Genomic DNA, 13616 nt, shown 5'->3' on the forward strand with positions numbered 1-13616 from the left:
AAGCTAAGGCGGCAATTCGGGAAAGTCCGGTTTGCCCACCGGGCGCGTCGCGGCTGGTGCTTGACTGATGGGGCCCGGCAGGGCAGGCGAGAGGCCGTTGCAGTACGCTCGTACTGCTTGAGAGTCCAAAGTTCGCGAAAGGGCACCTGCCCCCGAGAGGAGCGCCGGCGGATGGCGAAGATCAAGGTAAACAAGCCGGTCGTGGAGCTCGACGGCGACGAGATGACGCGGATCATCTGGAAGCAGATCCGTGAGCAGCTGATCCTGCCGTACCTCGACGTCGAGCTGGAGTACTACGACCTGTCCGTCGAGAAGCGCGACGAGACGAACGACCAGATCACCATCGACGCGGCGAACGCCATCAAGACGCACGGCGTCGGCGTCAAGTGCGCGACCATCACGCCGGACGAGGCGCGGGTCGAGGAGTTCGGCCTGAAGAAGATGTGGCGGTCGCCGAACGGCACGATCCGCAACATCCTCGGCGGCGTGGTCTTCCGCGAGCCGATCATCATGTCCAACGTGCCGCGCCTGGTGCCGGGCTGGACCAAGCCGATCATCATTGGCCGGCACGCCCACGGCGACCAGTACAAGGCGACCGACTTCGTCGCGCCCGGCCCGGGCACGATGACCGTCACGTTCACGCCGGACGACGGCTCCGCACCGATGGAGTTCGAGGTCGCCAAGTTTCCCGGCGGCGGCGTCGGCATGGCGATGTACAACTACGACGACTCGATCCGGGACTTCGCGCGGGCCTCCTTCCGCTATGGCCTGTCCCGCGACTACCCGGTCTACCTGTCGACCAAGAACACGATCCTGAAGGCGTACGACGGCCGCTTCAAGGACCTGTTCGCCGAGGTCTTCGAGGCCGAGTTCGCCGGCGAGTTCGCCAAGGCCGGCATCACCTACGAGCACCGGCTGATCGACGACATGGTCGCGGCCGCGCTGAAGTGGGAGGGCGGCTTCGTCTGGGCCGCCAAGAACTACGACGGTGACGTGCAGTCCGACACCGTGGCGCAGGGCTTCGGCTCGCTGGGCCTGATGACCTCCGTGCTGATGACGCCGGACGGCCAGACCGTCGAGGCCGAGGCCGCGCACGGCACGGTCACCCGGCACTACCGGCAGTGGCAGAAGGGCGAGAAGACCAGCACCAACCCGATCGCCTCGATCTTCGCCTGGACCCGGGGCCTGGCGCACCGCGGCAAGCTGGACGGCACCCCGGCCGTCACCGAGTTCGCGGACACGCTGGAGCAGGTCATCATCGACACCGTCCAGGGCGGTCAGATGACCAAGGACCTGGCCGCGCTGATCGGCCGCGACGCGCCGTGGCAGACCACGGACGAGTTCATGGCCACGCTCGACCAGAACCTGGCCAAGCGCCTCGGCGCCTGACCGGCAGGAGCCTGATCCACAAAACGAAGGCCCGTACCCTCCGGGGGTGCGGGCCTTCGTTCGTTTTTCGGATGTTGAAGCCGTAACGCTCGGGCGCATATCGCGTTATTTTGGACAGAACGACCTCAAGTCGTCCCTTCCCTTGTGCGGGAGGCTCTGTCCCGGGCCTCCCGCACACCCCCCATCGACTGCGTTGGGCCGGCCTACAGGGCCACGTCGCGCAGCATGGTCGTGGCCTGCTCCGGCGTCACGTCGTTGATGAAGACGCCCATCGCGGACTCGGACCCGGCGAGGTACTTCAGCTTGCCCGGCGCGCGCCGGATGCTGAACAGCTGCAGGTGCAGGTAGCCCAGCTCGCGACCGGAGTTGACCGGCGCCTGGTGCCACGCCGAGATGTACGGCATCGGCCCGTCGAACAGCCCGTCGAAGCGCCGCAGGATCTCCAGGTAGATGGTGGCGAACGCGTCCCGCTCGTCCGAGGTCAGCGCCGGGATGTCCGCGACCTGCCGGTGCGGGGCCAGGTGCACCTCGAACGGCCAGCGCGCCGCGGCCGGCACGTACGCGGTCCAGAACTCGTTCGACGCGACCACCCGGTCGCCGGCCTTGATCTCCGCGGCCAGCACGTCCGCGTAGAGGTTCCGCCCGGTCGCCTCGTGGTGCCTGCGCGCCGCCGACTGCATCGCCACGGTCCTCGGCGGCAGGAACGGGTACGCGTAGATCTGCCCGTGCGGGTGGTGCAGCGTCACGCCGATCTCCACGCCCCGGTTCTCGAAGCAGAAGACCTGCTCGATCCCCTCGACCTGGGACAGCTCCGCGGTCCGGTCCGCCCACGCGTCCACGACCAGGCGCACCCGCGACGGCGGCAGCGCGGTGAACGCGGTGTGGTGGTCCGAGGTGAAGCAGACGACCTCGCACCGCCCGAAGCCCGGCTTGATCGGCACCAGGTCGGTGATCGAGTCGCCGGGTGAGTCCACGGTCCGCGCGCTGAACGACGGGAACCGGTTCTCGAAGACGACCACGTCGTAGTCGCCCGGTATCTCGGTCTGGAACGCGTCCGTCGACGGGTCCAGCGGGCACTCGTTCGCCGGGGGCAGGAACGTGCGGGTCTGCCGGTGCGCCGCGACCGCCACCCACTCGTCGGTCAACGGGTCGTACCGCAGCTGGGACGCGGCCGGCGGCGGGGGCAGTTCGCGCCGGTCCACCGTCTCCCGGACCGCGTCGTCGTTCTCGTCGAAGTAGATCAGCTCGCGGCCGTCCGCCAGCGTGATCGGGGTGCGCTTCATGGTTCCACCAGTCGTAGGTCCGTTACGTAATCTGCGAGTACGGTCCGCGCCAGGTCGGGGAGACCGGCGTCGGTGATCAGAGTGTGTGTCTCGCCGAGCGCGGCGAAGGACGAGATGCCGACCGTGTCCCACTTCGTGCTGTCGGCCAGCACGACCAGCCGCTCGGCGGCCTCGACCAGCGCGCGGTTGGTCTCCGACTCGGTCAGGTTCGGCGTGGTGAGCCCGGCGCGCTCGCTCATCCCGTGCACGCCCAGGAAGACCAGGTCCAGGTGCAGCGAGCGGATCGCGGCCACCGCGACCGGGCCGACCAGCGCGTCCGACGGCGTGCGCACGCCGCCGGTGAGCACCACGGTCGAGTCCGGCCGGCCGCCGCGGTAGAACACGTCCGCGACGGGGATCGAGTTCGTCACCACGGTCAGGCCGGGCACGTCGACCAGCCGGCTGGCCAGCTCGACCGTGGTGGTCCCGGCCGACAGGGCGATCGCGGTGCCGGGCCCGACCAGCGTCGCCGCCTCCGCCGCGATCAGCGCCTTCTCCCGCTGCTGCTGCGCGGACTTCGCGGCGAAGCCGGGCTCGTGCGCGGAGCCGGGCAGGCCGGGCGTGGCGCCGCCGTGCACCTTGGCCAGCAGGCCGCGGTCGGAGAGCAGGTCCAGGTCGCGGCGGATGGTCATGTCGGAGACGCCGAACTCGGCGGCCAGCTCGCTGACCCGGGCGCCGCCCGCGGTGCGGACCCGTTCCAGGATCGCTGCCTGCCGCTGCTGCGCCAGCATCACGCCTCCCGGAGCACGACGACGCCGCGGCCGGGCACCTCGGCCGGGCCGGTCCACGCGGTGCCGGTCAGCAGGTCGGTGCCGCGCGCGTCGACCGTGGCCGGGCCGTCGCCGTGGTTGAGCAGGAAGAGATAGGAACGCCCGTCCTCGTGCCGGCGGCGCACGGTCTCGACCTGCGCCGGGACGTGATGCGTGGCCGGGGCGACGGTCGCGAGCAGCGCCTGCAGCGCGTCGTCGGCCAGCCGGGTGCTCAGGTACCAGACGTCGCCGTTCCGGGTGATCGCCGGCGAGCCCGCGACCGGGCCGTCCAGGTAGGAGGCGATCGCGTCCGCCCCCGCCAGAGACAGCTGCTCGGTCCAGACCTCAGCCGAGGTGCCGTCGTCCAGCGCCACGGTCGCGCCGGCCGGCAGCGGGAAGTGCTCCTCCACCCGTACCCCCAGAAGGTCGTGAAATGCTCCTGGCAGCGGTGCCGGGCGGACGTGATCGTTGCGATCCGCGAGCCCGCTGTAGGGCCCGATGATCAGAGTGCCGGTGTATGCCGTGAGGTTCGCGATCGCGTCGTCGTCGACCAGGTAGAGCGACGGGGCCAGCACCGCGTGGTAACCGCTGAGGTCCGCGGCCGGGTGCACGAGATCGGCCGTGACGCCGGCCCGCCAGAGTGCCGCGTGCCAGCGCTTGACCTCGTCGAACGCGCGCATGTCGATGCTCGGCTGGTTCGGCGCCTCCTGCGCCCAGCCGGACGGGTAGTCGAGCAGGATCGCCACGTGCGCCACCACGCGAGCACCCTCGACCTCGGCCAGCCGGCCCAGCGCGGCGCCCAGCTCGACCACCTCGCGCCACACCTTCGACCCGGTGCCGGCGTGCGGCAGCATCGCGGAGTGCCACTTCTCCGAGCCGGCCCGGCTGGCCCGCCACTGGAAGAACATCGCGCCCTCGGAGCCGCGCGCCACGTTGCCCAGGCTCTCCCGCAGCAGCGCGCCCGGCGCCTTGGCCAGGTTGCGTGGCTGCCAGTTGACCGCGCTGGTGGAGTGCTCCATCAACAGCCACGACCCGCCACCGGCCAGGCCACGCGTGGCATCCGCCGCATAGGCGGTCTGCGCGGCCGGCGGAATCGGGCTCTCCGCCAGCACGTAGTGGTCGTTGGAGATCACCGGCATCTCGCGCGCCCACTGCCAGTAGTCCAGCGTGTAGCAGCTGGACGTCATCAGGTTCGTGGTGATCGGCACGTCCGGCGTGATCGCGGTCAGCGCGTCCCGCTCGGCCGTGAAGTTGGCCAGGTGCGCGTCCGAGGAGAAGCGCCTGAAGTCGAGCGACTGCGTCGGGTTCGACGAGGTGACGGTGGTGCGCGGCGGCTGCACCTGGGTCCACTCGGTGTAGGTCTGCGACCAGAACGCGGTGCCCCAGGCCGCGTTCAGCGCGTCCAGGTCGCCGTAGCGGGCGCGCAGCCAGTCACGGAACGCGTCGGCCGAGGTCTCGCAGTAGCAGTGCGGGTTGTGGCACGCGTACTCGTTGTGCACGTGCCACATGGCCAGCGCCGGATGGTTCCCGTAGCGCTCGGCCAGCTTCATTACAAGATCAAGAGCCTTCTGCCGGTACGCCGGGGAACTCGGGCAGAAGGCCTGCCGGCTGCCGTAGGTGAGCGTGCGGCCGTCCGCGTCGACCACCATCGCCTCCGGGTGCGTGGCGGAGAACCAGGCCGGCGGCGACGCGGTGGCGGTGGCGAGGTCGACGGCGATGCCTCCGTCGTGCAGCATGTCCATCAGACGGTCGAGGCGGGCGAACTCGTACCGCCCGTCGGACGGCTCCAGCCACGCCCAGGCGAAGATGCCCAGGCTGACCACGGTGACGCCGGCCTCGCGCATCAGTGCGACGTCCTCCGCCCAGACGCTCTCCGGCCACTGCTCGGGGTTGTAGTCCCCGCCGTAGCCGAGTCCGTTCACTCTGGGTGCCAGCCGGCTCGTCACGCGACCTCCCGGGTTAGTTAACGCTTCCGCACTAAAAGCAACAGAAACGAACATACCCCGGTACGGTGTCGAACGAGAAGGGTCTTCTCCTTTAAATACCCCGGCCGTGGCGGTGCAGCGTGGCCAGCACGTTCTCGACCTTGACCGCGCCGGTCATCGCGGCCAGCGCGATGGCGGCGCGCGGTTCGCGCCAGTTCGCCCGGACCGCCTCCTTCGTCCAGCGCCAGGCGGCCGGCCTGTTGCCGGTCGCGGCCGACCAGCAGGCGAGCTGACCGTAGACGCGGGCCGCGCCGGGTGCGCAGCCGGCGATCTCCGGGTGCCGCGCCATCATCCAGCGCAGCGACGAGATCTTCGTGCCGTACTCGTAGGCGTAGTGCGAGCTGCGTCCCCACAGCACCCGGACCAGCGGCTCGTCCACGTGCACGATCGGCGAGCGGCGGGCCGCGCGCAGCAGCAGGTCCCAATCCTCGTTCTGGCTGCCCGGCGCGTCCTCCGCGACCAGCCCGAAACCGTGCTTGCCGATCAGCGCCTCGCGGCGGATCAGGAAGCTCGACGAGTGCAGCATCGCCATCCGGGATCGGGCCAGCTCCTGCACGGTCACCCGGTCCCGCCCGGCCAGCCGCGGGTTCAGCCGCCCGTCGAACTCGACCTGCATGCCGCACGTGACGAACTCCGCCTGCGGCTCGGTGAGCAGCGCCGCGACCTGCTTGCGCAGCTTCGACGGCAGCCACTGGTCGTCGTCGTCCAGGAACGCGACCAGCTCGGTGTCCAGCGCGGTGATGCCGGTGTTGCGGGTGCCGGCCAGCCCGGGGGTACGCCAGTTCGCCAGCATCAGCACCGGCGGTCCACCCGGCGCGGCCAGCGAGAAGTCCGGCTCGGTGCCGTCGAACACCACGATGATCCGGATCTTGCCGGGGTAGTCCTGGGCGCGGACCGAGTCAACGGCCTTGCGCACCAGCTCGGGGCGACTGCGGGTCGGGATCACCACGCCGACCGTGGGCCAGCTGGTCACGAGATCTCCTTATAGCCGTATTTATGCAGCATGGGCGCGCAAACTGCACCGACCAGCGCGCGCTGGCGTGGCGGGAGCGCGTCGCGCCAGGCGTCGTCCCGGCGCAGCTCCACCCGGCCGGTCAGGAAGCGCATCGGGTTGCCGGCGGCGCTGTGACCGGTCCTCAGCTCGGCCGCGTCCCGGTCCACGAAGGTCAGGTCGTCCTCGCGCAGCGGCAGGCCCGCGTGCTCGCCGATCCGGGCCAGCTCGCCGCGCGGATCGGCGAGCAGTTGTTCGTAGCGGAGCCGGAGCGTGGGCACGCCACGCCGGGCGAGCAGCCCGAACGCCGCGTTGTGCCCGGTCCACAGCAGCGCCGAGCGCCCGGCCGAGTAGCGGGTCATCTCCTCGGTGCCGTCCGTCTCCGGCCGGGTCACCGACTTCGTCCAGGAATACGCGACGCCGCGCGGGTCCCGGACCACGTGCACGACCCGCAGGTCCAGCGCGGGCGACCAGCGCAGGCAGTGCGCGAGCGCGCTGTGCTTCGACGAGTCGACGACCACCTCGGCGCCCGCGGTCAGCGCGGCCGCCTCGTAGACCGAGGTGTAGTACGCGGCGTACTCCAGCACGGCGTCGTGCAGCGCGCGCGGCAACGTCCGCGCGGCCAGGCGGGGGATGAACCGGGTGCGTTCCACCGTGGCGCGCAGTGCGATGATCCGGTCCACGTCGACGTTGTGCCAGCCGTTGAACGCGGCCTCGCCGATCGCCCGCCAGACCGCGCACTCGGAGAAGCGGGCGCCGCAGCCGCAGCGTTCGTCGTCCCGCACGTCCCGCTGCCAGAGGTGCACCACCTCGCCGAGCGCGCAGACTGCCGGAAGCTCGCCAAGGAGACGTTCTACGAGAGTTGTCCCACTTCGCCCCAAACCACCGAGAAAGACTACCCGTGCCACTTTCACCACTTTCGGTCGTTTCGTTAAGTAACGAGTGATCGAGCGTGGGGGAGTGCTTGCGGTGCGCGTCGTCCTTGACGGGACAGGGTTCGACCCGGTGACGGAGTCGCAGGTGGTCGGGCACGTCCGGCGAGCGCTCGAACGCGGCGAAGGCGGCCGGATCGTCACGCCGAACGTCGACATCCTGCGCCAGGCCCGCGACTCCGCGGCCGTACGCGACCTGCTCTGCGGCGCCGACCTCGTGGTCGCGGACGGCATGCCGCTGGTCTGGGCCAGCCGGCTCGCCCGCACGCCGGTCCCGGAACGGGTCGCCGGTTCCAGCCTGATCTGGTCCCTCTCCTCCGGCGTCGCGGACGACGGCCGATCCGTGTTCCTGATCGGCGGCGAGCCGAACCGTGGCGCGAACGGCGCCGAACGCGCCGCGTCCAAGCTCGCCGGTGCCTGCCCCGGGCTGCGGATCGCCGGCTGCCTGAGCCCGGCGTACGGCTTCGAACGCCGCCCGGACGAACTGGAGGCGGTCTGCCGCGAGGTGGTCGAGGCCAAACCGGACCTGGTCTATGTGGGGCTCGGCTTCCCGAAGCAGGAGTGGGTGATCTCCGCGCTCGCGGACCATCTGCCGTTCACGTGGTTCCTGGGCTGCGGCGCCGCGATCAACTTCGTGGCCGGGGATGCGCGCCGGGCGCCGGCCTGGATGCAGCGGACCGGCCTGGAGTGGGTGCATCGACTGGTGGGCGAGCCACGCCGGATGGCCCGGCGCTATCTGGGGCACGACGCGCCCTACGCCATGCGGCTGCTGGCCGGCGCGATGCTGGGCCGGGTCCGCTGATCCGGGCGCCGCCGGCGGTTACCGGGTTTCTCCGCCGGCGGTTGTCGCCGGTTCTGGTTGGCTGAGGTTGCTTGTGTCTCGTTGAGTGCTTGTGTCTCGTTGAGTGCTTGCGTCGCGTTGAGTGCTTGCGTCGCGTTGAGTGCTTGCGTCGCGCTGAGTGCTTGCGTTGCGCTGAGTGCTTGCGTCGCGCTGAGTGCTTGTATCGGGCGCTGCGCGCCCGATATTTCGTGTTATTGGTGGCATTGGGTCGCGCGGTTACGGTTAGGGCGCCTCCGGCGGGCCTCGGGCTCCGGGGGAGGGCGAGGGTTCCGGTGGGTCGGGGTTCGCCGGCCCGGCTGTCTTTTCGTGGGTGGCGTGGGTTGGGTTTCGTGTGCCTCTGCCCCGGAAGGTCAAGGCGACGCCGCTAGGGCGGCCGGGTGGTGAGGGTTTGTGCGAGGCGCATGATCGGAAGGCGGAGGACTGCCGCCGTGGCAGCCAGAGCGGGCGGCGCCGCTTCAGTATCGACGGCGAGATCAGAAGGAACTCCGCAGCCGTGATCACAAGGCTCTGTCCCGCCCTCCGCTTTTCGGCTGCCCCGGTGCAGAACCGATCCCGCATTGCGGAAGATCGTTCCCGACATCCAGGCGATCTTCCGCATGATGGATGATCGCGATCAATATTCGGGAATCTCTCCAGCTTCGAAGATCTAGTACCCGAAATATCACTCTAAAGTCACCCGGTGAGCAGCCCGGATCTTGACTAGTGATACGTGGAACACCGTATCAGGGCCTCATACGGTGCTCCATGTATCACTAATGGCTTCGCATGATCGAATCAGAGACGTGGAGGCGTCGGTTTGCCACCGGAGCCGTGCGCTGCGCTCGAAATTCCGGATGAACCTCAGTGCTGAGCGGGCGCTTACTGAGCCTCCGGCGCCTGACGCTGAAAGGTCAGTAGATCTGCCGACTCGCCGACCGCTCTGCGCCCCCATTCCGGGACGGAGTGGCGTCACGAACGGTGAGCGCGGCACGCCCTGAACTCGAATTCGCGGGTTCCGTAACCGTGGACGGCGGAATCCCGACATCGAGGGTTATTCACCGGCCGCTCTGGCCTGCGGTAACGCGACGTCGGTTCGCCGCGCCTGAACAAGCCACATCCGCGCAGCGACGCCGCTTTCGACCTTCTTGATCGCTCGCCCAGCGCAGACCGCCGCCGCCTGGCCGCCCAAGGGCGCTTCCTCGGCGGCGAGATCCAGCCAAGATGATCTACATTCCCGCAGGTCGGCGAGGCATCGGGCGCCCAAAGGAAGCGCCCTTGTTGTGTCCTGAACGCGAAAGGGTGGAGATATGTAGGAATTTCCTTCTTGTAGCGATGCTGTACGGAAGATGAAGGTTTGGCCCTTCGGAGTCGCCCTGCTGGGGGAGGCTTCAAACCACCTCATGCTGCATTAGCTGAAGACTGTTGTGGTGAACGATGAGGAAAAGGCATCCATTCGAGATTGTCAGGTGGGGGTCGGGAAGGCGAGCGAAAGCGAATCGCTGATGACGTGTCGAAAATTCTAGATGACATCGAAACCGGGGTGTCAATGGAATCCCGGGATGAGTCTGGCGGGGACCAGTTTACTGGCCAGGCGGTGTCCGGCATACAGGCGACGCGAGCCCGGCCTGCGGCTTTCGTACGGAACAGGAGAAGGCGCGTGAGGAAACTACCCGCCGCTCTTTGGCGAGTGAGAGGGAGCGTTCCGGGCGGCCCGAAGCCGTGAGGAACTGAGTACCGTTGCCGATCGCGCTGGCGGACCGACTCGTAGTAGCGACGAAGCCTTTGTAATGAAGGTGGAGCAAAGGGGTCGGGTCGTTCGTGACTGGTTTACTCGATCAACCAGCCTTGGCTGGGAGGAGTCGCGTGGATGAGTTGAAAGCACCGGGCAAGCCGTTCGTGATATCGAAGCGGGCTGTCTGGGAGGCGTACGAGAAGGTGAAAGCGAAAAAGGGTGCGCCGGGAGTGGACGCGGTGTCGCTGAAGGCATTCGACAAGGATCTGAAGAACAACCTTTACAAGATCTGGAATCGACTGTCGTCAGGGACCTATTTTCCACCGCCGGTGCGGGCCGTGGAGATCCCGAAGACCGGGGGAGGCGTCCGAGTTTTAGGCGTGCCCACGGTCGGCGACAGGATCGCTCAAACGGTGGCGGCGCGGGTCATCGAGGCGGAGGTCGAACCGATCTTCCACCCCGACTCGTACGGTTACCGGCCGGGGCGGTCCCCGGTCGACGCGGCAGCGGTGTGCCGTTCACGGTGCTGGAAGAACGACTGGGTGATCGATCTGGACATTCGGAAGTTCTTCGACACGGTCCCGTGGGATCTACTGTTGAAAGCGGTCGCCGCGCACACTGATAAGCTGTGGGTCCTGTTGTATGTGGAGCGTTGGTTGAAAGCGCCACTGCAACTACCCGACGGCACTCTGCAGGAACGAGATCGCGGAACCCCACAAGGATCCGCAGTTTCACCTGTTCTGGCTAATCTGTTTCTCCACTATGCGTTCGACATGTGGATGGCCCGCATGTTTCCGGCGGTTCGGTTCGAGCGCTATGTGGATGACGTGGTGGTGCATTGCGTCAGTGAACGCCAGGCTCGGTATGTGCTGGCGGAGATCACGAAACGGATGACCCAGGTAGGGCTGGAGTTGCATCCGGAGAAGACCCGGATAGTTTACTGCCAGGACGACAACCGGCGTGGCTCGTACGAACACACCGAATTTGTCTTCCTCGGCTACGGCTTCCGGCGACGCTCGGCGCGGTCAAGGGAAGGGGCGATGTTCTTGTCGTTCCTGCCGGCGATCAGTAAACAAGCCCTGAAGAGGATCAGTGCCGAGGTGCGGTCGTGGCGGCTGCACCATCGCACAAGCCTGACCGAGAAGGACCTCGCCGATTGGATAAACCCGATCGTCCGGGGTTGGATGAACCATTACGGGGCGTTCTATCGATCTGCCCTATATCCCCTCCTGGAACGCATCAACGCCTACCTGCTGCGGTGGGTCCGCCGGAAGTACAAACGGTTGCGGGGTAGCAGGAAAGCCCGGACGTCCTGGAACAATGCCGTCCGGAAACGACCGCGTGCCTTCGCCCACTGGGCGTGGGTCACGCACGCCCCTACGGTCTGGTGACCAGAGCGACAAGAGCCGTATAACGGGAGACTGTTACGTACGGTTCTGTGAGGGCCCGGGGGTGAGATTCCCCCGGGCTACTCGGCGACTGGCTGCCCCGTATGCCGTCGACCACCCTTGGGGTGCAGATCGTCGGCAGGGCCGCCACCCACGACGCATCCGCAGCTCGGGCAAGGACGGCGCGCAGCGACGCCCTGCCGACGGGAGACCAGAGCTGGCGGCCCTGCCGATGATCTGCTCGGCTCTGCCTGGGCGGCGGCATACAGGGCAGACGGGCACACGAAACCCAACCCACGCCACCCACGAAAAGACAGCCGGGCCAGCGAACCCCGACCCACCGGAACCCTCGCCCTCCCCCGGAGCCCGAGGCCCGCCGGAGGCGCCCTAACCGTAACCGCGCGGCCCAACGCCACCAATAACACGAAATATCGGGTGCGCAGCGCGCACGTCAAGCTTTCGCTGCACCAGCCGAAGAATTGTGACGTCGAAAGGCGATTACCGTGCCCCGCCCGCGTTGAAGCGCGGTCATGGTTTCGGCCTCGCCCGCCGCGGTCCAGTCGGCTGGTTGAACCACGGATCCCGGGTCAATTCCGTGAACGCCGCGAACGCCGGCACATCCCCGGAGATCTGAAACTGCTTCTCCGGCGGATTCCCGTCCGGATCGGAGTCGAAGTAACAAACCCCCTTGATCTGCGGGTTCGCCTTGAACAGCCGGGTCGCGTCGCGCAGCCAGGCCGCGCGCCGCTCCGATCCCCACGCGGCCGCCACGCCGTACTCGCCGATCAGGATGGGTTTCGGCCGCTGTGCGGCCCAGTGCAGAAACGGCGTGAGCAGGTCGCCGAGCGAGCGGAAACTCTCTCCCGCGTACACGTCCACGCAGGTCCAGTCGACCGCGTCGTCGCCGGGGTAGAACGCGGGTGCCTCGCCGTTCTCGAAGCCCTCCGAGGTCGGGCACCACACCCAGGATGCGTTCCAGGCCCGCTCCGCGTCGAAGATTCGGCGTACGTGTCGCCAGGCGGCCACGTAGTCCTCGCCGGACCACATGGACGGGCGCAGGTTCGGCCGGTCCATCTCCCAGCGGAACCGCATCAGCACCGGCCGCTTGGCCTTGGCGATGCGCCGGGCCTGCGCGCGGATCAGCTCGTCGTGCTCGCCGGACGTGATCGACCGGGTGTCGCCGGAGGCCCAGCTGAACAGCAGCGTCGCGCCGGCGTCCATGAACTCCAGGTCGGACTCGGTGCCGAACTTCTCGTCCCACTTGCGGTACGTGTGCACGATGTCCAGGTCGCGCCCGAGCCCGGTCTCCAGGCCGCGGATCGCGGTCAGGCGTCCCGGCTGGCTGATCACTTCCGGCTTCACCCACGCGCCCAGGTAGGCCCCGGACGCCGGGACGGAGATCGGGCCCGCGTCGTACGGGCCCGGGTTCACCGCGATGGCCGGTGGCGGCCCGTCCAGGTCCGGCGGCGGTGGTGTCGGCGCGGGGGACGGCGCGTCGCCGCCGCATCCGGCGGCGCACAGCGTCACGATCAGCGCCAGCGCGGCCGGCCACCGGCGTGTCACGTGTGCCGCCGGGCCACGTAGAGCACGTTCACCGCCACGGCGGACAGCAGCGGGATCCGTGCGGCGATCCGGTCGACCAGGCGCGCGGCCGGCCGGGACCACCGCTTCACGTAGGCGGACTGCGGGAACATGCTGAATCCGCGCCGCTCCACCACCTCGAAGCCGTGCTGTGCGAGCAGCGCGACGACCTCCGCGTGGGACAGCTCCGCGAACCACCGCTTGCCGGACCGGCGACGCGCGGCCAGGTGTCGCAGCGAGTGGCGGTTGCCGTGGTTCTCCACGACCAGCAGGCCGGCGTCCCGGTTCGGCAGCGCCCGCTCCGCGAAGCCGAGCAGCCGGTGCCGGACCGATTCGTCCACGTTGAGCAGCAGCCGGAACGACGTGATCAGCGCCGGGCCGTCCTCGTGCGCGGGCGCCGGGACCGGGCCGTCCTCCGCGATGCGGTGCAGGCGTGCGGCCGTGCCCACCTCGGCCGCCTTGGTCAGCATCTCCGCGGACGTGTCGTAGCCGTGCGCGCCGCGCACCACGCCGTGCAGCAGCCGGATCGCCCGGCCGGTCCCGCAGGCGAAGTCGTGCTGCACCGGCCGCCGCACCGGGAACGATCGCTTGATCAGATCCCGGAGGTACGCGCGCTGCCGCTCGTTGATCGCGGAACCGTAGCTGTCCGGAGCGTACGTGACGGTCTCGTACTTCTCGACCGCATCCGCGTTCTGAAACACCGAAGCATAATTTGTCACGAAAAATC

General features: G+C 68.6%; 10 protein-coding genes. 3 read left to right on the forward strand and 7 right to left on the reverse strand.

Annotated elements, in window-relative coordinates; all coding sequences use genetic code 11:
* Window positions 1–171: 171 nt before the first annotated feature.
* Window positions 172–1389: an NADP-dependent isocitrate dehydrogenase gene (locus J2S43_RS38785; RefSeq protein WP_306838017.1), complete on the forward strand. Its 1218-nt coding sequence runs from the start codon at window positions 172–174 to the stop codon at window positions 1387–1389.
* Between the two features lie 203 nt (window positions 1390–1592).
* Here the strand turns inward: J2S43_RS38785 and galT are convergent, their stop codons facing one another.
* The 5 genes from galT to J2S43_RS38810 all read right to left on the reverse strand — a co-directional run bounded on the left by galT (window position 1593) and on the right by J2S43_RS38810 (window position 7344).
* Complete coding sequence (galT, locus tag J2S43_RS38790; RefSeq protein WP_306838018.1) at window positions 1593–2672, reverse strand: galactose-1-phosphate uridylyltransferase; 1080 nt, start codon at window positions 2670–2672, stop codon at window positions 1593–1595.
* Window positions 2669–3442, reverse strand: coding sequence for a DeoR/GlpR family DNA-binding transcription regulator (locus tag J2S43_RS38795; RefSeq protein WP_306838020.1), 774 nt, complete (start codon window positions 3440–3442; stop codon window positions 2669–2671). The genes galT and J2S43_RS38795 overlap by 4 nt, the downstream gene beginning before the upstream one ends.
* Window positions 3442–5406 carry a beta-galactosidase gene (locus J2S43_RS38800; protein ID WP_306838022.1) on the reverse strand — a complete coding sequence of 655 codons (1965 nt, stop codon included), beginning with the start codon at window positions 5404–5406 and terminating at the stop codon, window positions 3442–3444. The genes J2S43_RS38795 and J2S43_RS38800 overlap by 1 nt, the downstream gene beginning before the upstream one ends.
* A 91-nt stretch (window positions 5407–5497) precedes the next feature.
* Complete coding sequence (locus tag J2S43_RS38805) at window positions 5498–6418, reverse strand: glycosyltransferase family A protein (protein ID WP_306838023.1); 921 nt, start codon at window positions 6416–6418, stop codon at window positions 5498–5500.
* Complete coding sequence (locus J2S43_RS38810; protein WP_370881716.1) at window positions 6415–7344, reverse strand: sulfotransferase family protein; 930 nt, start codon at window positions 7342–7344, stop codon at window positions 6415–6417. Before J2S43_RS38810 ends, J2S43_RS38805 begins: the two co-directional genes overlap by 4 nt.
* A 61-nt stretch (window positions 7345–7405) precedes the next feature.
* On the opposite strand from J2S43_RS38810, the gene J2S43_RS38815 reads away from it, so the two are divergent.
* Window positions 7406–8170, forward strand: coding sequence for a WecB/TagA/CpsF family glycosyltransferase (locus tag J2S43_RS38815; RefSeq protein ID WP_503125038.1), 765 nt, complete (start codon window positions 7406–7408; stop codon window positions 8168–8170).
* A gap of 1881 nt (window positions 8171–10051) precedes the next feature.
* Window positions 10052–11311: a group II intron reverse transcriptase/maturase gene (ltrA, locus tag J2S43_RS38820; RefSeq protein ID WP_306838028.1), complete on the forward strand. Its 1260-nt coding sequence runs from the start codon at window positions 10052–10054 to the stop codon at window positions 11309–11311.
* 525 nt (window positions 11312–11836) lie between these two features.
* Here ltrA and J2S43_RS38825 read toward each other — a convergent pair.
* The gene (locus J2S43_RS38825; protein ID WP_306838030.1) at window positions 11837–12871 is read right to left on the reverse strand and encodes a glycoside hydrolase family 26 protein; all 1035 of its coding nucleotides are present in this window, start codon (window positions 12869–12871) and stop codon (window positions 11837–11839) included.
* A complete protein-coding gene (locus J2S43_RS38830; protein ID WP_306838032.1) occupies window positions 12868–13608 on the reverse strand; it encodes a class I SAM-dependent methyltransferase in 741 nt (246 codons plus the stop codon). Before J2S43_RS38830 ends, J2S43_RS38825 begins: the two co-directional genes overlap by 4 nt.
* Between the last annotated feature and the right edge of the window lie 8 nt (window positions 13609–13616).

Origin of the sequence: Catenuloplanes nepalensis (assembly GCF_030811575.1) — a bacterium.
GTDB classification, from domain to species: Bacteria; Actinomycetota; Actinomycetes; order Mycobacteriales; family Micromonosporaceae; genus Catenuloplanes; species Catenuloplanes nepalensis.